The sequence below is a fragment of the Actinoplanes oryzae genome (assembly GCF_030757795.1).
In the GTDB taxonomy this organism is placed as follows: Bacteria; Actinomycetota; Actinomycetes; order Mycobacteriales; family Micromonosporaceae; genus Actinoplanes.
Genome location: NZ_JAUQWH010000023.1, coordinates 30,595 through 52,100, shown reverse-complemented (window position 1 = coordinate 52,100; position 21,506 = coordinate 30,595). Strand labels below are relative to the sequence as shown.

Below are 21,506 nucleotides of genomic sequence, written 5' to 3'. Positions count from 1 at the left end.
CGGGTGCGTGGAGTGTGGGGACGGGTCGCGGGCCTGGTCAGTGCGGTCGCGGTGGGTGCCGCGACCGCGTCGTGCGCGTGGGTCGCCGACCCCGGGCAGAAGGATTACGTACGCAAGACCCTCGCCGCCGTGCCGCAGGAGGTGAGCCGGGCGCTGCGGCTGGGCGACGTGCGCTTGCACTACAACGGCGCTTCGGGCGTCGACGTCACCGGGGACCGCGAGATCGGGGTGCCGGTCGAGGCGGCGCCGGGCACGACGACCGGTGCCTGGGTCCAGGGCTGCCGGGCGCTGGTCGCGGCGCTGGGCGGCACGCCGGCCCGCCTGTACGGCCGGATTCCCGGGCAGGAGCCGCTGCACGAGGCGACCGACGAGCTGTGCCGGCGTGGGCTCGGGCATCCGCTCGGCTCGTCGGAGGATCCCCGGCTGGTGCTCGGCCTGAGCGGCGCCGACACCGGCATCGACGTCGACGCCGAGCGGCTGCTGCTCACCGCGGACGGGCGCGAGCCCCGCGAGGCGGGCGCCGCGCTGGCAGTCGCCGCCCCGGACCTCGCCGCCTGGGACGCGGCCCTGCCGGACACGCCCTTCCCCTGGCACTACACCTCGCAGCGCAACGAGAGCGTGACCTTCGTCGTGCCGGCCGGGACGCGGCTGTGGGCGAGCGCGGAGTGCGGCGTCACCGACCCGCGCACGCATGCCGAGATCGAGCCCCGGGCCGGCGCCAACTACGTGAGCTTCCTGGGCGGGCCGCCGCCGTCGACCGGCGGCAGGCCGTGCGGCGAGCGGCTCAACCACTCGCTCAGCCCGCAGCTCTCGTACGCCACGGCGGACGGGCGGCAGGTCGACCGCTACGACGTGGTCGTCATGCCGTTCCCCCAGCTGGCCCGCACCGGCGAGCCGCCCGTCCGGAAGGTGACCGTCGACCGGGAGTGATCAGCGGCGCTGCCGGGCCATCCACTGCCAGAGCCGCTGCCCGCGGTGCCGGGGATCGTTGCGGGCGACATAGATCCACGACCAGTGGCCGGGGAACCGGTAGCCGTTCCAGGTCACGGTGTCGTAGAGCGACAGGATCGACCGCGGGATCAGGTCGTGCGCGTGGACGGTGTTGGCGATCGGGTCGACGGTGTCGTCGTCGCGCGAGGCGACCAGCCACGTCGGGGTGCTGATCCGGGCCAGGTCGGCGTCCGGGATGCGCGGCGGGTCGCCGGCGACGACGCCGCAGATGGGCACGGACGACGCGAACAGCCGCGGATAGGCCGTCGTCATCTTGAGGCTCATGAAGCCGCCGTTGCTGGCCCCGACCACGTGGATGCGGCCGGTGTCGACGGCGCGCCTGCGGGCGACGTCGCGGATGACGTCCCGGATCTGCGGCGCGAAGCGGTCCCCGTCCTCGAGCCAGAACGACGTGCTCTGCGGCGCGACCACGTGCGCGCCCGCGAAGATCCGCTGGGCCTCGCGGGTCGCGAACCCGAGTGCACCCCGGTTGGCGCGCAGCACGGTCTCGTTGTCGTAGTAGTCGTCCGGCAGCGACGCCCCTTCCCCGCCGCCGTGCAGCCACACGATCAAGGGCCTTTTCCCCGTACGCCCGGACGAGTACAACCGGTACTTCAGGTCCGCGGTCCGGTGGTAGCTGAACGCGTCCACCTCGGGATTGACCAGCCGGCCCTGCTCGAAGCGCGTGATCGTCAGCGGCCGGCCGTGCCGCCGGGCGATCGGCCGCAGCTGGGTGATCGTGTAGACCAGGGTCAGCCGGACGTTGCGTCCCCGGCTCGCGATGTAGCCGAGCGTCGCCCCGCCGGCCTGCCCCTCGCCGTAGCTGAGCTCGATGACGACGTCGCCGTGGCGGTCGAGCCGGACGGCCGTCACCGTGCGGTCGGCGTCGTACGTGCCGAAGATCTGATCCCCCGGCGCGAGCGGGATCGGGCTGGTGGCCGTGGCGTGCACCGCGAAGGTGCCGGGACCGAGCGAAGCGGGGTCGATCGGGCCGAGCCGGGACGTGTCGAGAGTGACCGACGTGACCTGTTCGCCCCCGTCGAGTGTTTCGGCGTTCAGCACGAATTCGACGCCGGTGGCCTGCTGCGCGGAGGCGGCCCGCGGCAGGGCGAGCCCGGCGGCGGCACCCGCCCCGGCGGCCAGCAGACTGCGCCGACTTACGGACATTGTCATGCGAAAACCCCCGGTCGGCCGGTGCTTTCAACGACGGTGATCGATGCACTCAACGTAGTGCGGCGGTAACCCCGGCGCAACAGTCCGGTAATCACGGGCCGATCGACCGGTTGTTCCCCCCACGCGGCGCTTCCTACGTTGGCGGAAATCGAGGAGATGGCAGGTGGGAGGAATGGGAACGAGAAGAAGAGCCGGCCTCGCCGTGGGTGCGAGCGTGCTCGTGCTGCTCGCCGGGTTCCCGGCGCAGGCGTCGGCCGGGCACCCCGCGGCGCCGGTCCGCACGATCACGACGGGACTGGACGGGCCGTACGGGCTGGACCTCCTGTCGCCGCGCACCGCGGTCGTCGCGGAGGGCGACACCGGCGAGGTGACCACGGTCGACCTCAGGACCGGTAAGCAGAAGACCATCATCACCGGCCTCGCGGCGCCGTCCGGCGTGGCGGCGCACGGCGGCAAGATCTACGTGCTGCTCGGCGGGGAGCCGGTGCCGGGCGCGAAGTATCCGGCCGGCGCGCTGCTGGTCGCCGATCGCACCGGCAAGCACGTCCGGGTGCTGGCCGACCTGATGGCGTACGAGCTGAAGCACAACCCGGACGGCCAGCGGCAGTTCGACGACAAGAACCAGCCCTACGACGCGCTGTCGAACCCGTTCAGCGTCACGTGGACGAAGTGGGGCCTGCTGGTCTCCGACGGCGGCGCCAACGACGTGCTGCGCGTGGACCCGCGTACGGGCCGGGTGTCGACGTTCTTCGTGCCGCCGAACCCGCATACGAAGGAATGCCTCGCCCCGGGCGCGCAGGCCAACCCGGGCACCGTGGGCTGCGACTCCGTCCCGACCGGCGTCGCCGTGCGGGGCAGGTACGTCTACGTGTCCACGCTGGGCGCCGAGCAGCCCGGTGCGGCGGTCATCTACCAGCTCGACGGGCGTACGGGCAGGGTGGTCCACAAGTGGCCGGGCTTCACCTCGCTGACCGGCATCGCCGTGACGCCGCGTGGCACGATCTACGCGTCGGAGGTCCTCTTCGGGGCGCCGCCGGGCGAGGAACCGCCGCCCGGCTTCGACCCGTCCACCGTCGGCCGGCTCACCAGGGTCGACCACGGCCGGACCACGCACGCGGCGGTGACCATGCCGACCGGCCTGCGGTACGTGAACGGGCACCTCTACGCGTCGTCGTGGAGCATCGCGTCCTTCCTCGGCATCGCCAAGGCCGGGCGCCTCGTCGACGTCAGTCCGAAGGCATTCCGATAGCGACCGGCACCTCCGTACGGGAGGACACCCCGAGCTTGCGCAAGATGTTGGAGACGTGGACAGCCGCGGTGCGCGGCGAGATGTAGAGGCGCCGGGCCAGCTCCGAGTTGGTCAGCCCGTCACCGATCAGCACCGCCACCTCCCGCTCCCGGGGCGTCAGCGCCGCCGGCCCGGTCACGGCCGGCGGCGCGTCGGCCGGGGCCAGGCCCAGCCGCGCGCGCACCTGCTCGAGCTGCGCCACCCGCCAGCCCCGCCAGCGCGCCAGCAGCGGCTCCGCCTCCTGCACGTGCGCCGTCGCCTCCGCGCGCCGGTCGGCGGCGAGCAGGCAACGCGCGGCGCCGACGTGCACCGTGCCGCGGGTCGCCGGGCCGAGGATGTGCGCCTCGGTGACGGACAGATACCCGGCGAGCGCCTCGGCATGCCGCCCGTGCGCCTCCGCGACCTGCGACTCGACCAGCGTGCGGTAGGCGTCCCACACCTCGGCGTCGAGCAGGACGGCGACCGCCGCGTCGAGCCGGTCCGCCGGCAGGCCCAGCTCCAGCGCGGCCGAGACCAGGTCGTGCGCCTGCTGACCGCTGCGCCACGTCTGGTCGGCCACCGCCGCGAGCAGCTGCGTCAGGGCGGCCCCGGCCCGGTCCGCGTCGCCGCGGCGGCAGGCCAGATGGAACGTCAGCCCCGGGATGGACGTGGCCACATTGGAGGGCAGGGCCACCAGGTCGGCGATGATCGCCTCGACCCGGTCCAGCTCGCCGGCCTCCAGCAGCAGCCCGGCGAGGAAGTGCCCGTGATAGTCGGCCCAGCGGCCCCAGCGCCGGTACGCCCGGTCCTGCTCGCGCCCCTCCTCCAGCGCGGCGATCGCGGCGGGCAGGTCGCCGGTGCGCAGGGCGAGCCGGGCGCGGCCCTGGAAGTACGTCGCCACGGCGAGCGCCTCGAACCCGGCGCGCTCGGCGTCGACCCGCATACGCTCCAGCGTCTCGGCGTGCTCGGCCGGCGTGGTCGGCGGCACGCCCTGCACCAGGATCTCCAGGGCACGGGCGGCCAGCACCCACTCCCCCGTCTTCTCCGCCTCGTCGACGACGGCGGACAGGATCTCCCGGCCCTCGTCCAGCGTCCGCGGGCTCTCGGCGAGCGTCGAACCCTGCTCCAGCCGCGCGGCCAGCCGGACCGACGGCAGGTCGAGCTCCTCCGCCAGCGCCAGCGCCTGCCCGGACCAGCGCAGCGCGGCGTCGAACTCGTCGCGCAGATAGGCGGACTGGGCGATCGCGGTCATCGCCCGCGCCTGGTCGGCGCCCCGGGGCAGCTCGGCGATGAGCGCCTCGATCTCCTCGGTCAGCGCGCGCATGGCGCCGGGGTCGCGGGACTCCCAGGCGATGCGGACCAGCAGGTAGAGCGCCTCGGCCCGGTCGGTGGTGGAGCCGGCGAGGTCGCGCCAGCGCCGGCCGTAGCGCAGGGCGTCCTCCAGCAGGCCGGCCAGCCACGCCGACCGGGCCGCCGCGCCGAGCAGCTCGGCGTCGTCGGGCACCTCGTCGAGGCCCAGCTCCGCCAGCTGCAGCGCCTGGTAGGCCGAGCCGATGGACTGGTAGAGCGCGGCGCCGCGGCGGGCGGCGGCGACCATGTCGTCGTACCGGCCGGCGCCCCGCGCGTGATGCGCGACCATCGCCGGGTCCGAGTTGCCCGCGCGCAGCAGTGCCTCCAGCGCCGCCTCGTGCAGCCGGCGGCGCTGCCGGCCGAGCAGCTGCCCGGCGATCGCCTCGCGCACCAGCGCGTGCCGGAACGCGAACTCGTCCTCGCCGGACTCGGTCAGCACGCCCCGGGTGACCAGGTCGCGCAGGACGGCGATCAGCTCGTCCTCGCCCGTCCCGGTCACGTCGGCGAGCAGGTCGAACGGGATCCGCTGGCCGAGCACGGTGGCCGCCTCGGCGATCCGGTGGCCGAGCGGGTCGAGCTCGTCGATCTGCCGGCGCAGCACCTCGGCCAGGCTCCACGGCAACGGCTGCTCGACCAGGGCCTCGACGTCGTAGCCGGGCAGCGCCCGCAGCAGCTCCTCCAGGAAGAACGGGTTGCCGCCCGTCCGGTGGTGCAGCGCCGTCGCCGCCCGCATCGGCGCCGGGGCGCCCGTGGCCGCCGCCAGGAACGCGGCCGTCTGCGCCGGCGTGAACCTGTCCAGCCGCACGTGCGTGACGGTGTGCCGGCGCTCCATGCGGGCCAGCAGCCCGGCGACGGGCCGCCGGCCGGACACCTCGTCGGGCCGGTAGGTGCCGATGAGCAGCCGGGGCCCGTGCTGGTCGGCGATCCGCTCGAACAGCGCGGCGCTCTCCGAGTCGGCCCAGTGCAGGTCCTCGAAGACGACGACCGCCGGCGCGTCCCCGATCAGCTCCGCCACGAGCGCCAGCCCCGCGTGCAGGCGCTCGACCGGGCTGCGCCCCGGCTCCGCCAGCGCGGCCAGCTGCTCCTCGCCCACCTCCGGGCGGCCGTCGAGGGCGTCGAGCAGCACCTCGTACGGCCGGGCCAGCGACCCGGGCTCGGCCTGCCCGACCAGCACGACCGTCTCCGGAGGCACGGTGGCCAGCAGCTCGTGCACCAGCCGGGTCTTGCCGATGCCCGGCTCCCCGGCGACGATCGCCACCGCGGGGGCACGGGACGAGGCGAGCCGCACCAGCCGGCGCAGCTCGCCCTCGCGCCCGATCATCACCGGGCCGGCACCGCCGCGGAAGGGTCGCACGACGCCAGGGTACCGGCGGGCCGCCCCCGCACGGCGGGGACTTTCCGGGCCTTGCGCGCCCGCCGCGCCACGCTCAGCAGCCGGTGCCGGTCGGCTTCCTCGATCAGCTCCCGGTGGCGCTGGTCGGCCAGGGTCAGCAGGTGGTCGGGGTGCAGGAACATCGTGGTCTCCTCGTCGCCGTCGATGTATCCATCGTCGGCGGGCGCGCGCCCCGGCACATGGGCAACACCTGCGTATCTTCGCTGCTCGACCGGCTGCATCCCGGGCCGCGGAACGGCCTACGTATACCTACCCGGCCGATGCTGTCGATCAGGCGGCGGTGGGACGCTCCGACCATGTCTGCTGCGACTCGGGCACGGCTGGTGCTGTTCGGAGCGCTCGGCCTCAACCTCGTCTTCGTGTGGGTCTCGTTCGCCACGGCGGACGTGCCGGAGAAGAACACGCTGATCACGATCGGCCGGTTCCTCGGGCTGCACGTCGCGCTGATCATGATCTTCCAGCTGGTGGTGCTGGCCCGGCTGCCGTGGCTCGACCGGCGGCTCGGCATGGACGGGCTGACCACGCTGCACCGGTGGGGCGGCTTCACGCTCTACTGGATCCTGGTGCTGCACGTGTCGTTCATCGTGGCCGGCTTCGCGCGGCTGGACCGGCAGTCGATCCCAGCGCAGGTGCTCAGCCTGGCCGGGTCGGTGCCGGTGCTGTTCGGCATGGTCGCCTTCGTGCTGCTCACGGTGGTCGTGATCAGCTCCGCCCGGTGGGTGCGCCGCCGGCTCTCGTACGAGGCCTGGCACGCCGTGCACCTGGTGCTCTACGCGGTCGTGGTGCTCGCGCTGCTGCACCAGCTGACCGAGCTCACGACCTTCACCGTGTCGTCGTGGTCCCGGGCGTACTGGTGGCTGCTCTGGACCCTCGCCCTGGTGGCCCTGGTCGCCGGCCGGATCGTCCTGCCCGTGCTGCGCAACGCCCGGCACCGCTTCCGGGTCGCCGCCGTGGTCCCCGAGTCCGGCGACGTGGTGTCGGTGCACGTCACCGGGCGGCACCTCGACCGGCTGCCCGCGCGCGCCGGGCAGTTCATGCTGTGGCGCTTCCCCGGGCACAACCCGTGGTGGCAGGTCAACCCGTGGTCGCTGTCGGCCGCGCCCCGGGGGACGTCGCTGCGGCTCACCGCCAAGGGCATCGGGACGACCAGCGCGGGCCTGCGCGACCTGCCGGTGGGCACGCGGGTGTTCGCCGAGGGCCCGTACGGTGCCCTGACCGCCGCCCATCGCACGCGCCCGGGCACCCTGCTGATCGCCGGTGGCATCGGTGTCACGCCGATCCGGGCGCTGCTGGAGGAGCTGACCGGGCCGGTGACCGTGCTCTACCGCGTCCGGTCCCGCAGCGACGCCGTGCTCCTCGGCGAGCTGGAGGAGCTGGCCCGGGCCCGGGGTGCGCGGCTGCACGTCCTCGACGGTCCCACCAGCGATCGTCCGCTGGGTGCCGCGGCCCTCGCCGCCCTCGTGCCCGACATCGCCGAGCGGGACGTCTACCTCTGCGGGCCGGAGCGCATGACCGTCGCGGTCCTGGCCGCCCTGCGTGAGCTGCGGGTGCCCAGGGCGCAGATCCACACCGAGCGCTTCCGCATGGCGGCGTGACGGGCCCGGCCCGGGCCGGGCCCGTCACCATCGGATCAGAGGACCGCTTCGGCCAGGCGGTCGATCTCGTCGAGGTCGAAGGTCGTCGGGTTGAAGATGAACTCGTCGGTGCCCAGGTCCTCGAAGGACTTCAGCATCTCCTTGACGCCCTGCGGGCCGTGGGCGATGCCGCCGAGCACGGCGTCGAGGAAGTCCGGAGTGATCTTGTAGTACTCGTGCACGTTCCGCTTGCCCACCTCCAGGTCGCCGAACGTGAAGTAGCCGATGGCCTTGAAGTGCGGGTCACCCGCGCGGCCGGCCTCCTTCCAGGCGGCCCGCATGCCGTCGAAGGCGGGTGCCACGTACGGGGCCGGGACCGACGCCCCGACATAGCCCTCGCCCAGCCGCGCCGCCCGGGCGAACGTGGCCGGCGAGAAGCCGCCGAAGATCAGCGGGATGCGCCGGGTGCCCGCCGGCACGCCCGGCTGCTCGCTGCCCTCGAGGGGCTTGCCGTCCCACACGTCGAAGTAGGTGGCCAGGTCGGCGTCGAACCGCTTGCCGAGCCCCTTCATGGGCAGGCCGGGCACCACGAAGTCGTCGGCCCGCCCGCCGATGCCCAGGCCCAGGGTGAGCCGGCCGCCGGAGACGCCGTCGATGCCCGCCAGCTCCTTGGCCAGCAGCACGGGCGGCCACACCGGGGCGAGCAGCACATTGGAGAACAGCCCGATCGTCGAGGTCGCCCCCGCCGCGGCGGCCAGCGCCACCGTGTCCATCACGCCCGGGAAAGCGACCCGGCCCACCGTGCCGAGGGTCGAGAAGCCCGCCGCCTCGGCCCGCCGTGCCCACTCGGGAATGACGGCCGGGTCCACGTTGGCGATCTGGTTCGGAATGCCGATGCCGATCTTCAAGAGAGCGCTCCTCGCGACTAGATTCTTGCTTCCGCAATCAACGAGGATCATGCCCAACGCGTTCAAGCCCGTCTGTCGATTACCCGACGCAGCGGTACGCTCGGGCATCCGAACAGGACACTGAGGGCCATGCCCCGAGTCTTCGAGTCGCCGGACGGCCCGCCCGGACCGGCGCGCATCATCGATCTCTACTGCGGTTACATGCTCTCCAAGACCATGTTCGCGGCCGTCGAGTTCGGTCTCTTCGCCGCCGCCGGCCCCGAGCCGGCCACCCCCGCCGAGCTGGCCGCGCGCTGCGGCATCCCGGAGCGCAGCGCCCGCGCGATGGCCGACCTGCTCGCCGAGGCCGGGCTGCTGATCCGCGAGGGGCTCGCCTTCCGCACCGCGCCCGACACCGAGGCCTTCCTCACCGGGCGCGGCCCCGCGGACCTGCGCCCGCTGGCCCGCTACTGGGACACCGTCAGCTACCCCGCCTGGGACCACGCCACCGAGGTCTTCCGCACCAGGCAGGGCAGCCGGCCGGCCCTCGACAAGGCCCAGACCGAGGCGTACGAGTCGGCGGTCGCGCTGGTCACCGCCGAGACCGCCGCGGACCTCACCCGGGCGTACGACTTCGGCCGGCACCGGCGCCTCCTCGACGTGGGCGGCGGGTACGGCACGTTCGCCCGGGCGATCCTGGCCGCGCACGAGGGTCTGCGGGCCACCCTCGTCGACCTGCCCGAGGTGGCGGCGACCGTGGCGGGCCAGGCGGTGCCCCGCCTCACCGCGGTCGGCGCCGACGTCTTCGACCAGCCCCTGCCGGAGGGCCACGACGCGATCCTCGTCGCCAACCTCGTCCACCTGCTGCCGCCGGACCGCATCACCGAGCTGTTCCGGCGCCTGCACGCGGCCGCCGCCCCGGACACCATCCTGCTGCTGGTCGACTGGTGGCGCACCGAACAGGCCCCGCACCCGTCGGCCCGCTTCGGCGCCGGCGAATTCCTCGTCATCAGCGGCGGCGACCTCTACCAGGTGGACGAGGTGACCGCCTGGCTGACCGAGACCGGCTGGCGCGGCACCGGCCACCTGCCCCTCCCCGCGCCGTCAGGCCTCATCACCGCCGTCCCCGCCTGAGCCACCGTCCTTGCCTGAGCCGCCGTCCTTGCCTGAGCCGCCGTCCCCGCCTGAGCCACCGTCCTTGCCTGAGCCACCGTCCCGGATCCCGCGCATGTGCACGGGCCGGGCCGGCGGCGCGGGACCGTGAGCCGGGGCGGCCGCCCGCGCCGACAACCCGGGCATGAGACCGCGACGGGGACCGCGCCGGTGGCAGCCGGGGAGGGCGACCTTGAACCGATCGCGGCCGGTGGCGGACAGACAGTTCAGAACGTTCCGAGGAGGAAACGTTGTGGACGACACCGAGCTGCTGACCGCGATCGCCGCCGGGGACCGGGACGGGCTGGCTGAGCTGTACGCCCGGCACGCCCCATGGTTGCAGGTGCGACTGCGGCGGCGGTGCGCCGACGGCGACGTGGTGGCCGAGGCGCTGCAGGACACGTTCGTGGCGGCCTGGCGCGGGGCGGGCCGCTGGCGGGGCGACGGCGATGTGGCCGCGTGGCTGTGGGGCATCGCCGTCCGCCGGCTCGTCGATCTCATCGCGAAGCGGCCGGCGTGCGGGCCGCTGACCGGCGCCGCCGACCCCGTCGTGGCGTCGGCGGAGGAGCAGGTCCTCATCGGCGTCGAGTACACCGACCTGGGCACCGCCCTCAACGGGCTCTCCCCCGAACTGCACGCGGTGGTCCAGGCGACCGTCCTGGACGGGCTCACCACCCGCGAGGCCGCCCGGCTCCTCCACATCCCCCAGGGCACGGTCAAGACCCGGATGGCCCGTGCCCGCACCCTGCTGAGGGAGGCGCTGTCATGACCGCCTGGCACGCGGACGAAGTACTGCTGGCCGCCTATGCGGGCGGCCGGCTCGGCCGCGATGTGGCGGCCTCCGTGGAGCAACATCTGATCAGGTGCGCCGGCTGCCGGGCCGCGGTCTCCGCGTACGCCGATGCCGCGCTGCTCGAGCGCGCATGGGCGGCCACGGTGGACATCCTGGATCGGCCCCGGCTGTCGATGTTCGAACGTCTCCTGACCCTTCTCGGGCTCTCGCCGTCGGCCGCACGGCTCGCGGCCGGGGCCTCGGCAGCCCGGCGCGCCTGGGTCGCCGGGTGCTCGCTGGTCGCCGCGTTCGCGCTGCTCGGCCGGGACAGCGGCGGGCTCGGCGTCGAGACCTGGTTCCTGACCGTGGCGCCGCTCGCACCGCTCACCGGGGTCGCGCTCGCCTACGGCCCGGGCACCTTCGCCATGCACGACGTCGTCGCCGCCACGCCGTACCCGCGGCTGCGCCTCGCCTTGCTGCGGTGCCTGCCGGTGCTGCCGATGACCGCGCTCCTGCTGGTCGTCGGCGGCCTCGTGCTCCCGCACCTCACGGCGGCGGTGCTGTGGCTGCTGCCCGGGCTCGCCCTGGCCGCGTCGGGCCTGGTCGCCGAGCGGTTCCTCGGCGCGTGGCAGGCCGTGGCCGGCTTGTCGGCGCTGTGGTCGGGCTTCGTGCTGGCCGCCCGGCTGCACACCGGGTCGGCGCTCAACGCCTTCACGCCCGGCGTCCAGCTGCTGTCCCTGATCGTCGTCGCCGGCGTGGCCGTCGTCGCCGGCGTCAGCATCCTCCGTACGAGGAGTTTCTCATGACTGGAATCCGTCTGACCGACGTCACGAAGAGCTACGGGCGGCGTCCGGCGCTCAATGCGATCACGATGCGGGCCGGCACCGGCATCTGCGGCCTGCTCGGGCCGAACGGCGCCGGCAAGACCACCCTGCTCCGCATCCTCGCCACCGTCTCCGCCCCCGACACCGGCCGCGTCGAGCTCCTGGGCCACGACGCGAGCCGCCCGGCCGCGCGCACCGAGATCCGGCGCCGCCTCGGCTACGTGCCGCAGGAGATCGGCTTCCCGAGCGGCTTCACCGCCTTCGAATACGTGGACTACGTCGCCATCCTCAAGGAGCTGACCGACAGGCGCGCCCGTCACGATGAGGTACGCCGGGTGCTGGAGCTCGCGGGTCTCACCCCGGTCGCGCACCGGCGGATCCGGCGCCTCTCCGGCGGCATGAAGCAACGCGTCGTCATCGCCCAGGCCCTGCTCGGCGATCCCCACCTGCTCGTGCTCGACGAGCCGACCGTGGGTCTCGATCCCGAGCAGCGCCTCCGCTTCCGGGACACCGTCTCCGCCCTCGCCGAGGACCGCTGCGTCGTGATGTCCACGCACCAGACCGAGGACATCTCCGCCTTCTGCCCGCGGGTCCTGGTGCTGCACGGCGGGCGGGTCCGCTTCGACGGGCCTCCGCACAGCCTCGCCGCCACCGCGGCCGGCCGGGTGTGGACGGCGGACCGGCGCGAGCCGGGCGCCCGGCTCGCGTGGCGCACCAGCAACGGCGCCCTGCACCAGGTCGGGACCCCGCCGCCGGGCGCCCGCCTCGTCGAGGCCACCGTCGAGGACGGCTACCTCCTCCTGACGGGCGCCGACGCGGCGGCAGACGCGGCGGCAGACGCGGCGGCAGACACAAACGCGGGCACGAAGGCGGGCGCGGACGCAGCTGCGGGCGCGAATGCGGACTCGGACGAGCGGACCGGAGAGGCGGCGGCGCGATGACCGCGATCGGCCAGCTCGGCGCCGTCGAGGCCCGGCGCATGCTCCGCCACCCGGCGTACTTCATCGGCCTGCTCCTGCCGGCCTCCTTCGCGATCGCGGCAATCGTCAACGACGAGACCGGCCCGCCCTGGAACTTCGCGTTCGTGCTCCTGTTCCTGATGGTGACGCTGGTCTACGCGCCGGTCACCGTCGTCGCGGCGAACCGGGTGGCCGGAGCCACCTATCGCCGCCGGGTGCGCGACCCGTTCGACTGCACGCCGCTCGGCGACCGGCAACGCACCGCCGCCGCTGTCGTCGGGCTGCTGCGGGGACCCGTCGCCGTCGGCCTGGCCGGCGCCCTGGCACTGCTGGCGATCGGGCGGTTCACCGCCGCCACGAACGTCCGGGAGGGCGACGGCGTCTACCAGCGGACAGTGCTGGAGTACCTGCAACTGCCGGCGCTCGTGCTGGGCGCCGGCCTGCTCGGCATCGCGGTGGCGCGGTGGCTGCTCCGGCCGGGTGCGCTGCCTCTGGTCGCGGCCGTGCTGTGGGCGGGCACGATAGGCCTGTACGCCTATTCCGAGTCGGCCGTGGTCCCGGCCCGCACGTGGTTCGCGCCGTGGCCGGTGTGGCTCGCCGGGGAGAACGGCATGCTCCCGCGCCAGCCGCTCGGCCAGGAGATGTGGCACCTGGCGTACCTGCTGGGGCTGGGGGTCCTCGCCGGCCTCGCCGCCCTGCTCCGCGGCGCCGGCCCGCGCCGCCGGCTGGTGCTCGCCGCGGCAATCGTGGCCGTCGCGACGGGCGCCGCCGCCCTGCTCCAACTCGGCTGATGGCCGCGTACCGGTGGCGCCTCGCCCGACCCTCCTGGCTGGCCGCGGCGACGGCGCTCGCAGCGGGCATCGCGGCCCTCGCCGCAGCGACGGGATCGGCGGACGACGCCGCCGGCACGCTGTCCGCGGCCCGGCGGATCGACGTCGTGCTGGCGGCGGCGGTTGCGGCGGCGCTGCGCGATCAGGCAGCGGCCGTCCACGACGCCACTCCCCGGCCACGGTGGGCGCGCCGGCTCGCCCCGGCGGCCTGTGCGCTGACCGTGCTGGGCGGCGGCTGGCTGCTGCTGGCCTGCGTGCAGTCCACGCGCGTACGGGATCTGCCGTGGGCGGAACTGGCCGTCGAAGCGGCGGCGCTCACGGCCGTGGCCTGCGCGGCGGGCCTGTGGACGGGCCTCCGCACGGACCCCGGGCTCACCGCCGGCGGCGCGCTGGCCCTGCTGGTGCTCACCGCGGAAACGACGCCGCTCCTGGCCGGGCGCCGCGCGTGGATCCTGGTCGCCCTGGCCGCCCTCGCCGTGGCGACGCGCGGCCTGCGCGACCCGGCCCGGCGCCGGCGGTCACGATGAGACATCTCCCCCTTCGCGAGAATGGCGGCATGACGGTCACCGACGGCGAGCTGCGGGCGCTGGCGCTCACGAACTACGGGCATTTCACTACGTTCCGGGTGGAGGGTGGGGGCGTGCGGGGGCTGGCGCTGCATCTGGAGCGGCTGGCGCGGGACTGCCGGGCGCTGTTCGGGGCCGGGCTCGACCTGGATGCCGTCCGGGACCAGGTGCGGCGGGAAGTCGCGGGGCAGGACGCGGTCACCGTGCGGGTGACCGTTTTTGATCCGGATCTCGACATCGGGCACCCGGTGCGGGCCGGGCGGCCGCGGGTGCTGGTGACCCGGCGGGCGGCGGGACCGGCGGCGGCTGCTCCGCTGCGGGTGCGGACGGTGGCGTACGAGCGGGATGCCCCGGGGATCAAGAGCGTCGGGCTGTTCCCGGTGCTGCGGCTGCGGCGGGCGGCGCAGGAGGACGGCTATGACGATGCGCTCTTCGTCGGCCGGGACGGGCTGGTCAGCGAGGGCGGCACGTGGAATGTCGGGTTCGTGCGCGGTAACAGCGTCATCTGGCCGCGTGCCGAGCAGCTGGCGGGGGTGACGATGCGACTGCTGCGGCGGGAGGACCCGGTCCCGGTGCGGCGCGCGGAGCTGACGGGCATGGACGCCGCCTTCGCCACGAATGCGGCGAGCGGGGTCCGCGCGCTCGCGGCGATCGACGACGTGACGTACGACGCCGGGCATCCGATCATCGGGGCGCTGGCTGCGGCGTACCTCCGGATCCCGCCGGAGGCGTTGTGACCCCGGCCGGAGGGTCCACCGGGGGCGCCGTGACAGCGGCCGGAGGGTCCGCCGGCGGCGCTGTGACCCCGGCCGGAGGGTCAACCGGGGGCGCCGCGACCCCGGCCGGGAGGTCAGCCGGGGGCGCCGTGACACCCGCCGGAGGGTCCGCAGGAGGCCTGGTGACGCGGCCGGGGAAGTCGGTTCGCAGCAGGCGCAGGAGGCCGGTGGCCTTGACGGCGGTCTCCTCAAACTCGGCGGCCGGGTCGCTGAGGGCGATGATCGCGCCGCCCACGCCGTAGGTGGCCCGGTCGCCCGCCACGACCAGCGTGCGGATGACCATGCTCAGGTCGGCGGCCCCGGTGAGGGAGAAATAGCCGAGCGCGCCCGAGTAGACGCCGCGCGGGCCGCCCTCGAGCCGGTCGATGATCTCCATCGTGCGCAGCTTCGGGGCGCCCGTCATCGAGCCGCCCGGGAACGCCGCGCGGACGCAGTCGACGGCGCTCGCCCCGGGGCGCAGCTCGGTCACCACGGTGCTGACGAGCTGGTGGACGGTGGCGAAGCTCTCCACGTCGAAGAGCCGCGGCACCCGTACCGTGCCGGGCCGGCCGACCCGGCCCAGGTCGTTGCGGACCAGGTCGACGATCATCAGGTTCTCGGCCTGGTCCTTCTCGCTGGTCGCCAGGTCGTGCCGGAGCGCGTCGTCGGCCTCCGGGGTGGCGCCGCGCGGCCGGGTGCCCTTGATCGGCTTGCTCTCGGCGCGGCCGGCGGCGTCCACCCGCAGGAAGCGCTCCGGCGAGGCGCTCAGCACGGCGACGTCACCGAAGCCGAGGTACGCCCCGAAGGGCGCGGGACTCACCCGGCGCAGCGCCCGGTACGCGGCCCACGGCGGCACCGCCCCGGCGACGGTGAGCATGTTGGTGAGGCAGATCTCGTACGTCTCGCCCTCGTGGATCGCTGCCTGGCACTCCTTGATCAGCCCCAGGTACGTGTCCCGGTCGTGCCGCAGCGTGATGTCGCGCCGAGGCACCGCGTCCGCCGGGCGGGCCGCGAGGGCGCGCGGGCGCGTCCCGGTGTCCGCGAGAGCGCGCTGGCGCGTCCTGGCGTCCGCGAGAGCGCGCAGGCGCGTCCCGGTGTCCGCGAGCCAGTCGCCGGCGCCGGGATGGTCGAGCGTCAGCAGGTGGACGGCGCCGTCCCGGTGATCCACGACCACCGCGCGATCGGCGAAGACCAGCACGGCGTCGGGGTGCGGCGAGCGGTGGCCGGGGCGGGCGCCGCACTCCGCCTTGAGCTCGTAGCCCAGGTAGCCGACCCAGCCGAGCGCGAAGTCGAACGGCAGCGGGGCGTCCGGCTCGGCCCGGTGCGCGCGCAGGTCGGCGTCGAGCCAGTCGAAGAAGCCGCTCGTGACCGTTTCCGAGCGTCCGGCGCCGGCGACCGTGACCGTGCCGGCGGCGACGTCGGCGCGGGCCACCCGGCTGAGCGGCCCGGAGGCGTCGCCCATGATCGACACGCCCGGGCCGGCGTTGCTGTCGAGCCAGAAGGGGTGGTCGCCGCCGCGGAACAGCGTGTCGAACACCGCCTCCGCGTCGACATCGACGGCTATCCGCTCACTCCGGATCGTCGCGGCACCCGATTTATTTACTATTTCGTGCTGTATGGGAGGTGCCGCGACGCGTCGAGGCGTCAGATCACGGAAGTTGGCGAGCAGCTGGTGCCCGTACTCCGTCCGGATGGACTCGGGGTGGAACTGCACACCCCACAACGGCCGGTCCCGATGGCGTACGCCCATCAGCACCCCGTCGTCCGACCACGCCACCGGGATCAGCTCCGCCGGCAGCTCCGTCACCGCGAGCGAGTGGTAGCGCACCACCTCGAACGGCGACGGAATCCCCGCGAACAGCCCGCTCCCGTCGTGGCGCACCGGCGAACGCCGCCCGTGCCGCGGTTCGGGCGCGAGGTCCACCACCCCGCCCAGCAGCTCGCCGATGCCCTGATGCCCGAGACACACCCCGAGCGTCGGCAGCCGGCCGTCGAGGATCACCTCCCGGCTGATCCCGAAGTCCCGCTCCCGGCCCGGCCGCCCCGGCCCCGGCGAGATCACGACGTTGTCGAAGCCGTCGAGCAGCCCGGCATGCCAGCCCGGGTCGTCGTTGCGGACGACCACCGGCTCGCTGCCGTTCACCTCGGCGAGCTGGTGCGCCAGGTTCCAGGTGAACGAGTCGTAGTTGTCGACGATCAGTGTCCGCATCGTGCCCTTCTTCTCCCCCGCAACCCTAACGACCGCCGCTTGGTCTAGGTTGTCAGCCATGCATCCAGCAGCACCGATGCCCGTGCCGTCGCCGGCCGGGGTGCGCATCTCGGGCGCGCTGCTCTACGGCGTCGCGGGGCTGGCCCTGCTGCACGCCGTCGTGGAGCTGATCTTCACCAACACGGGCCTGAGCGTCTACCGCGACGCCTACAACGGCGACACCGGCTCCGGCTTCGGCAGCCTCGTCACCGCGACGCTCGACATCTGCCTGGCCGGCTTCGCCGCTGTGCTGGCCGTCCTCAACGGGCACGGCCGCAGGAACGCGCGCCTGACGACGTACGTCATGGGTGGTCTGTTCCTCTTCTGCGGCGGCCTGGGCTCCCTGCCGGACAGCTTCCACGGCCCGTCGTCCTCCGCCGGCGACAGCGTGTTCGCCAGCATCACCCCCGCCGCGTACGGCCTCGGCACCAGCCTGCTCCACGCGGTGACCCTGCTCGCGGTCCTCGCCGCGCTGATCCTGCTGACGCTGCCGTCCACGACCCGCTACATCGAGGAACGGCAGCGCCCGCAGTACGTCTACGTGCCGGTGCCCGTGCCGCAGCCCGCCGCCGACGTCCCGGTCCAGCGCCACCTGGACCCGCACACCGGCAGCATCCCGGCGGCCGACCCCTGGGCTCAGCCGCCCGCGGGCTGACCCTCCCGGTCCTGCGGCCGGCCGTCGCCGAGCTGAGCCAGCCAGGCCTCGCACGCCTCCGCCCACCGTGCCGTGTGCGGGACGTGCAGGTCGCCGTGGTCGCCGTAACGCACCCCGTTCGCCAGCCCGAGCCCGTGCCGGCCGTGCGGATAGATGTGCAGCTCCACCGGAACACCCGCGGCGAACAGCGCCGACGCGAAGGCGAGCGAGCTCGGGAAGCCGGGCGGGTCCTCGGCGGTGGCCCACAGGAACGTCGGGCAGGTCCGCGCGTCGACCTGCAACGCCGGCGACAACGCGTCCCGCAACTCCATGCGGCCGCCGAGAATGAACCCGACCGGCGCATCCGGCAGCAGGTTCAGATCCGCCGCGGCGTACGCGAGAACGGCGAAGTCGGGCCGGGGCGGCGTCACGTCCTCGCCGGGCAGCACGGTCCCGGTCGCCAGGAGCCCGGCGAGATGGCCGCCGGCGCTGGACCCGATGACGCCGACCCGCTCATGCCCCCGTCCCCGGATCCAGGCGAGCGCCTCCCGGCCGGCCACGAGTGGCGCGGGAAACGGGTGTTCTCCCGGAAGCGGATATCGCAGCACGTACGCGTCCAGCCCGATCCCGCTCAGCCACCGGGCGTAACCCTCGCCCTCGTGCTCGGCGTGGAACCGGTATCCGCCGCCCGGCAGCACCAGCACGGCCGGCCGTGGCCCGGGAAAGCGCTCGTGCGCGGGATAGACGGTGATGTCGAGATTGCTGCCCATCGTGTCCTCTCGTCGGTGCGAACGACAGACACGACAGCGAGAGCACCGGACTCCGGATGGGCTCGACCGGCGAACGGGCCCACGCCGAACGCGCGTCCCGCCAGCGGCGGCTGAAGTGACTGCCCTCTCGTCTCGGCCCATCCGGGGCTCGTCGTCACTCTACACAAGAACCCCGGAAACGCCCCGAGCGCGTCGGCCGACGGCGGCGGGGTCGCCCGCGCCACGTGCCCCGATGATGCCTCTACCGGCAGACGTGACCCGCGCTCGCCCGGGTGATCGGGCCTGTCTGTCACGGTTGCGGAGGGCCCGCGGCGTACCACTGCCGCGGCCGGGCTGCGCGCCCGCCGGGAACGGCCCGTGGCACGATGGGATCGTGCATCGGGCGGCGCTGGGCGACTTTCTGCGCTCCCGGCGCGAGCGGCTCGACCCCGGCGCGCTCGGTCTGCCGCGGGGCAACCGGCGCACGCCCGGCCTGCGCCGCGTCGAGGTGGCGGAGCTCGCCCACATCTCCGAGATCCACTACACCAACATCGAGCAGGCGCGCGGGGCGCAACCGTCGCCCGACGTGCTGGCGGCGATCGCCCGGGCGCTGCGCCTGGACGCCGGCGAGACGCAGCACGTGTTCGAGCTGGCGGCGCAGGTGCCCCCGCGGCCGGCGACGCCCTCGACCGAGCTCAGTGAGCGCACCCGCCGCCTCGTCGACGGCCTCGACCCGGTGCCGGTCCTCGTCCTGAGCGCCCGCCTCGACGTGATCGGCCAGAACAAGGCGGCCGGCGCGCTGCTCGACGTCGCCCCGGGCCAGAACCTCGCACGGCGGCACTTTTTGCCCGCCGACGGCGACGACGTGTGGGGCTCCCCGGACCTCGCGGCGCTCTCCCGCTTCGCGGCCGCCCGGCTGCGCGGCGCCCTCGCCCGCTATCCGGACGACCCCGTCACCGCGTCCCTCGTGGCTTCGCTCCTCGCCGGAAGCCCGCGGTTCGCCGCGATCTGGCGGGAGGAACCGGTCGGCTTCCTGCGCGACACCGTGCCCGACGCCACCGAGGTACGCATCCGGCAGACCACTGTCACCTGCGAGGTCTCCGACATCCCGGGCCGCGACCAGTACCTGGTGTTCCTGCACGGCTGACCGGGGCATACACCTTGTATCTGCCTGCCCCGCCCGGAGACGGCTTGACTGGTTCCCATCCGAACCAGAAAGGCCAGACCCATGCCCCCGTACGACCCCCAGCCGCTCGCCGGCCGCGTCGCGGTGATCACCGGCGCCTCCTCCGGCATCGGCGCCGCCACGGCCACCCGCCTGGCCGCCGACGGCGCCCGCGTCGCCCTGCTCGCCCGCCGCAGCGATCGCATCAAGGCCCTGGCCGCCACCCTCGGCGACGCCGCCCTGCCCCTGACCGTCGACGTGACCGACCCGGCCCAGCTCGACGCCGCCGCCCGGACCGTCGCCGCGACTTTCGGCCCCGCCGACCTGGTCGTGGCCAACGCCGGCATCATGCTCGTCTCCCCGTTCGCCGAGGGCCGCCGCGACGAGTGGCAGCACATGCTCACCCTCAACATGATGGGCGTCCTCGACACCGCCCGCGCCTTCCTCCCCGCCCTCCTCGCCTCGGCCGACGCCGGGCGCCCCGCCGACCTGGTCATCGTCTCCTCGCTGGGCGCCCGCCAGTTCTCCCCGGGCTTCAACGTCTACTCCGCCACCAAGGCCGGGGTCAGCGCCCTGGCCGCGAGCCTGCGGGTGGAGCTCAGCCCCCGCGGTCTCCGGGTGACCAACGTCGAACCCGGCGTCACCGACAGCGAGCTCGGCGACCGCATCGCCCACGACGAATGGCGCGAGATGCTCCAAGCCCACAAGGCGGGGATGACCACCCTGGCCGCCACCGACATCGCCGACGCCATCGCCGACGCCACGGCCCGCCCGCCCCACGTCCACATCCGCGAACTCGTCGTCCACCCGACCGCCTGACCGGCCACCCCGCCCACCGCGACCCCGTCGCGGAACGGCCGCGCCCGGGGGCAGGCGGCAGGACCGGGCCGGTCGCCGCAATGCGATCGGCCCGGCGGCACCCGGGCCCGGCTTGGTCGTGTGCCGCCGTGCCGCCGCGGACGGGTCAGTTGTACGAGAAGGGGTCGTAGCCGTCGTTGTTACAGGTCCGGCGCTGGACGATGCAGTTCTTGACGCGCTGGTTCATGGCCTTGGTGGTCCAGGAGATGAAGGCGTCGCCGTGCATGGAGGAGGCGCTCTTGCCCTGAGGGTCGGAGGAGAGGTAGTAGCCGGCCTGGGAGCCCTTGGCGCCGTACTGGATGTCGAAGGTCAGCGACGGGATCTTGATCGGGTGGTCGGCCGGGCAGGCGTTGCCGCTGCCGAAGGCGACGTGGTCCTTGTGGTTGGGGCTGTCCAGGTGCTTGCCGTCCCAGCAGTCCGGGAAACGCATCTGATAGTGCAGGGTCGCGTCGCCGCCGCAGATGGGCCAGTTGCCGTTCGTGCTGCGGGCGATGCCGTCGATGTCGCCGGGGCCGTAGAAGGCGCAGTAGAACTGGCCCTGGGCGCCGCGCGGGGTGGGCACCTTCTTCTTCGCGTCGCCGGCGATCATGCGCAGGCCGTTGGGCATCGGCATCTGGCCGGCCGAGGTGTTCTGCAGCGAGCGGTAATAGACGCGGAAGCCCGTCGTTTCCACCGGCTTGCCCGTCGCGTTGTCGTAGAGCGTCGGCACCCAGTAGGCCGAGTGGTCCACCGAGGGCTTGCACGTGGTGGCCGTGAACTTCTGCAGATCGCCGGCGGTGGTGTCCGCGTCCACGGCCTTGTTGCCGACGAAGGAGTGCATGTGCGACGCGCCCGGCAGGCCCGGGAAGACGATCGGGTCGTCCGCCTTGCGGTGACTGTACGTGCAGTCGGCGCGGAACTCCGGCAGGTTGCCCGCGTCGGCCGGGGCGGGATCGGGCTCGGTGGCCTCGAAGGCGGCGACCTGGGCACGCCACGCCGCCCGGTCGACCGGCACCCAGCCCCCGGCGGCGGCCACCGCAGCCGCCGCGGACTTCGGGGCCGACGCGGACGGCGAGACCGACGGCGACGGGGACGGCGACCGGGACGGCGCGGCCGCTGACGGGACGACCGACACGGAAGGAGCGGAGGACACGGAAGGCGGCGGAACCGGGGAGGGCGAGGCGGAGGGCGTGGTGCTGCACCCGGCGACGAGGAGGGCACCCACCCCGGCACGGACGAGACGGCGGAACGACACGGGCTCTCCCCAGCGAGGCGACACGACGAGCAGCCGGAATGGTATGCACCGAGCCGCCGGGCTGGGCAGGGCCGGGCGCGGGGAAGGGCTGGACGTCGGCCGGGAACGAGCCGTCAGGCCACACCT

Annotated in this window: 20 protein-coding genes; 13 read left to right on the top strand and 7 right to left on the bottom strand. The window is 74.2% G+C overall.

Annotated elements, in window-relative coordinates; all coding sequences use genetic code 11:
- The first annotated feature begins 3 nt into the window (after positions 1-3).
- Positions 4-930 carry a hypothetical protein gene (locus RBH18_RS10890; RefSeq protein ID WP_306206424.1) on the top strand — a complete coding sequence of 309 codons (927 nt, stop codon included), beginning with the start codon at positions 4-6 and terminating at the stop codon, positions 928-930.
- Here the strand turns inward: RBH18_RS10890 and RBH18_RS10885 are convergent, their stop codons facing one another.
- On the bottom strand, positions 931-2,163 hold the full coding sequence (locus RBH18_RS10885; RefSeq protein WP_306206422.1) for a prolyl oligopeptidase family serine peptidase: 1,233 nt from the start codon (positions 2,161-2,163) through the stop codon (positions 931-933).
- 172 nt (positions 2,164-2,335) lie between these two features.
- Here RBH18_RS10885 and RBH18_RS10880 point away from each other — a divergent pair, with 172 nt between their 5' ends.
- Entirely contained in the window at positions 2,336-3,412 is a 1,077-nt protein-coding gene (locus tag RBH18_RS10880) for a ScyD/ScyE family protein (RefSeq protein ID WP_306206420.1), read from the top strand.
- On the opposite strand, the gene RBH18_RS10875 is transcribed toward RBH18_RS10880, so the two are convergent.
- Together RBH18_RS10875 and RBH18_RS10870 are read right to left on the bottom strand one after the other, a co-directional pair.
- Positions 3,390-6,134, bottom strand: a complete 2,745-nt coding sequence (locus tag RBH18_RS10875) for a LuxR family transcriptional regulator (protein ID WP_306206418.1) — start codon at positions 6,132-6,134, stop codon at positions 3,390-3,392. The two genes, RBH18_RS10880 and RBH18_RS10875, sit on opposite strands and share 23 nt — an antisense overlap.
- Positions 6,101-6,352 (bottom strand): hypothetical protein, encoded by a 252-nt coding sequence (locus tag RBH18_RS10870; protein ID WP_306206416.1) that lies wholly within the window; start codon positions 6,350-6,352, stop codon positions 6,101-6,103. Before RBH18_RS10870 ends, RBH18_RS10875 begins: the two co-directional genes overlap by 34 nt.
- A gap of 117 nt (positions 6,353-6,469) precedes the next feature.
- Between RBH18_RS10870 and RBH18_RS10865 the strand changes: the two genes are divergently transcribed.
- Positions 6,470-7,768 (top strand): ferredoxin reductase family protein, encoded by a 1,299-nt coding sequence (locus tag RBH18_RS10865; RefSeq protein WP_306206414.1) that lies wholly within the window; start codon positions 6,470-6,472, stop codon positions 7,766-7,768.
- A gap of 35 nt (positions 7,769-7,803) precedes the next feature.
- On the opposite strand, the gene RBH18_RS10860 is transcribed toward RBH18_RS10865, so the two are convergent.
- Positions 7,804-8,655 (bottom strand): LLM class flavin-dependent oxidoreductase, encoded by an 852-nt coding sequence (locus tag RBH18_RS10860; protein ID WP_306206413.1) that lies wholly within the window; start codon positions 8,653-8,655, stop codon positions 7,804-7,806.
- Between the two features lie 129 nt (positions 8,656-8,784).
- Between RBH18_RS10860 and RBH18_RS10855 the strand changes: the two genes are divergently transcribed.
- The 7 genes from RBH18_RS10855 (at position 8,785) to RBH18_RS10825 (ending at position 14,474) form a co-directional block, all read left to right on the top strand.
- A complete protein-coding gene (locus RBH18_RS10855; protein ID WP_306206411.1) occupies positions 8,785-9,768 on the top strand; it encodes a methyltransferase in 984 nt (327 codons plus the stop codon).
- A gap of 271 nt (positions 9,769-10,039) precedes the next feature.
- Positions 10,040-10,555: an RNA polymerase sigma factor gene (locus RBH18_RS10850; protein ID WP_306206409.1), complete on the top strand. Its 516-nt coding sequence runs from the start codon at positions 10,040-10,042 to the stop codon at positions 10,553-10,555.
- Complete coding sequence (locus RBH18_RS10845) at positions 10,552-11,364, top strand: zf-HC2 domain-containing protein (protein ID WP_306206407.1); 813 nt, start codon at positions 10,552-10,554, stop codon at positions 11,362-11,364. The genes RBH18_RS10850 and RBH18_RS10845 overlap by 4 nt, the downstream gene beginning before the upstream one ends.
- A complete protein-coding gene (locus RBH18_RS10840) occupies positions 11,361-12,323 on the top strand; it encodes an ABC transporter ATP-binding protein (RefSeq protein WP_306206405.1) in 963 nt (320 codons plus the stop codon). Before RBH18_RS10845 ends, RBH18_RS10840 begins: the two co-directional genes overlap by 4 nt.
- Positions 12,320-13,132: a hypothetical protein gene (locus RBH18_RS10835; RefSeq protein WP_306206403.1), complete on the top strand. Its 813-nt coding sequence runs from the start codon at positions 12,320-12,322 to the stop codon at positions 13,130-13,132. Before RBH18_RS10840 ends, RBH18_RS10835 begins: the two co-directional genes overlap by 4 nt.
- On the top strand, positions 13,132-13,698 hold the full coding sequence (locus tag RBH18_RS10830; protein ID WP_306206401.1) for a hypothetical protein: 567 nt from the start codon (positions 13,132-13,134) through the stop codon (positions 13,696-13,698). Before RBH18_RS10835 ends, RBH18_RS10830 begins: the two co-directional genes overlap by 1 nt.
- A gap of 29 nt (positions 13,699-13,727) precedes the next feature.
- On the top strand, positions 13,728-14,474 hold the full coding sequence (locus tag RBH18_RS10825) for an aminotransferase class IV (protein ID WP_306206399.1): 747 nt from the start codon (positions 13,728-13,730) through the stop codon (positions 14,472-14,474).
- Here RBH18_RS10825 and pabB read toward each other — a convergent pair.
- A complete protein-coding gene (gene pabB / locus RBH18_RS10820) occupies positions 14,422-16,701 on the bottom strand; it encodes an aminodeoxychorismate synthase component I (RefSeq protein WP_306206397.1) in 2,280 nt (759 codons plus the stop codon). The two genes, RBH18_RS10825 and pabB, sit on opposite strands and share 53 nt — an antisense overlap.
- A 58-nt stretch (positions 16,702-16,759) precedes the next feature.
- Here pabB and RBH18_RS10815 point away from each other — a divergent pair, with 58 nt between their 5' ends.
- A complete protein-coding gene (locus RBH18_RS10815) occupies positions 16,760-17,395 on the top strand; it encodes a hypothetical protein (RefSeq protein WP_306206395.1) in 636 nt (211 codons plus the stop codon).
- Here the strand turns inward: RBH18_RS10815 and RBH18_RS10810 are convergent.
- Positions 17,377-18,144 carry an alpha/beta hydrolase gene (locus RBH18_RS10810; RefSeq protein ID WP_306206393.1) on the bottom strand — a complete coding sequence of 256 codons (768 nt, stop codon included), beginning with the start codon at positions 18,142-18,144 and terminating at the stop codon, positions 17,377-17,379. The genes RBH18_RS10815 and RBH18_RS10810 overlap by 19 nt on opposite strands.
- A gap of 373 nt (positions 18,145-18,517) precedes the next feature.
- Here RBH18_RS10810 and RBH18_RS10805 point away from each other — a divergent pair, with 373 nt between their 5' ends.
- Together RBH18_RS10805 and RBH18_RS10800 are read left to right on the top strand one after the other, a co-directional pair.
- A complete protein-coding gene (locus RBH18_RS10805; RefSeq protein ID WP_306206391.1) occupies positions 18,518-19,270 on the top strand; it encodes an MmyB family transcriptional regulator in 753 nt (250 codons plus the stop codon).
- 81 nt (positions 19,271-19,351) lie between these two features.
- Positions 19,352-20,107 carry an SDR family oxidoreductase gene (locus RBH18_RS10800; protein WP_306206389.1) on the top strand — a complete coding sequence of 252 codons (756 nt, stop codon included), beginning with the start codon at positions 19,352-19,354 and terminating at the stop codon, positions 20,105-20,107.
- A gap of 145 nt (positions 20,108-20,252) precedes the next feature.
- Here RBH18_RS10800 and RBH18_RS10795 read toward each other — a convergent pair whose 3' ends face one another.
- Complete coding sequence (locus RBH18_RS10795) at positions 20,253-21,380, bottom strand: DUF1996 domain-containing protein (protein ID WP_306206387.1); 1,128 nt, start codon at positions 21,378-21,380, stop codon at positions 20,253-20,255.
- Positions 21,381-21,506 lie beyond the last annotated feature (126 nt).

Coding starts and splice junctions, on each gene's coding strand:
- RBH18_RS10800 (WP_306206389.1), top strand. CDS start 19,352: ATGCCCCCGTACGACCCCCAGCCGCTCGCCGGCCGCGTCGCGGTGATC.
- RBH18_RS10825 (WP_306206399.1), top strand. CDS start 13,728: ATGACGGTCACCGACGGCGAGCTGCGGGCGCTGGCGCTCACGAACTAC.
- RBH18_RS10865 (WP_306206414.1), top strand. CDS start 6,470: ATGTCTGCTGCGACTCGGGCACGGCTGGTGCTGTTCGGAGCGCTCGGC.
- RBH18_RS10885 (WP_306206422.1), bottom strand. CDS start 2,163: ATGACAATGTCCGTAAGTCGGCGCAGTCTGCTGGCCGCCGGGGCGGGT.
- RBH18_RS10840 (WP_306206405.1), top strand. CDS start 11,361: ATGACTGGAATCCGTCTGACCGACGTCACGAAGAGCTACGGGCGGCGT.
- RBH18_RS10815 (WP_306206395.1), top strand. CDS start 16,760: ATGCATCCAGCAGCACCGATGCCCGTGCCGTCGCCGGCCGGGGTGCGC.
- RBH18_RS10830 (WP_306206401.1), top strand. CDS start 13,132: ATGGCCGCGTACCGGTGGCGCCTCGCCCGACCCTCCTGGCTGGCCGCG.
- RBH18_RS10810 (WP_306206393.1), bottom strand. CDS start 18,144: ATGGGCAGCAATCTCGACATCACCGTCTATCCCGCGCACGAGCGCTTT.
- pabB (WP_306206397.1), bottom strand. CDS start 16,701: ATGCGGACACTGATCGTCGACAACTACGACTCGTTCACCTGGAACCTG.
- RBH18_RS10880 (WP_306206420.1), top strand. CDS start 2,336: ATGGGAACGAGAAGAAGAGCCGGCCTCGCCGTGGGTGCGAGCGTGCTC.
- RBH18_RS10855 (WP_306206411.1), top strand. CDS start 8,785: ATGCCCCGAGTCTTCGAGTCGCCGGACGGCCCGCCCGGACCGGCGCGC.
- RBH18_RS10845 (WP_306206407.1), top strand. CDS start 10,552: ATGACCGCCTGGCACGCGGACGAAGTACTGCTGGCCGCCTATGCGGGC.
- RBH18_RS10835 (WP_306206403.1), top strand. CDS start 12,320: ATGACCGCGATCGGCCAGCTCGGCGCCGTCGAGGCCCGGCGCATGCTC.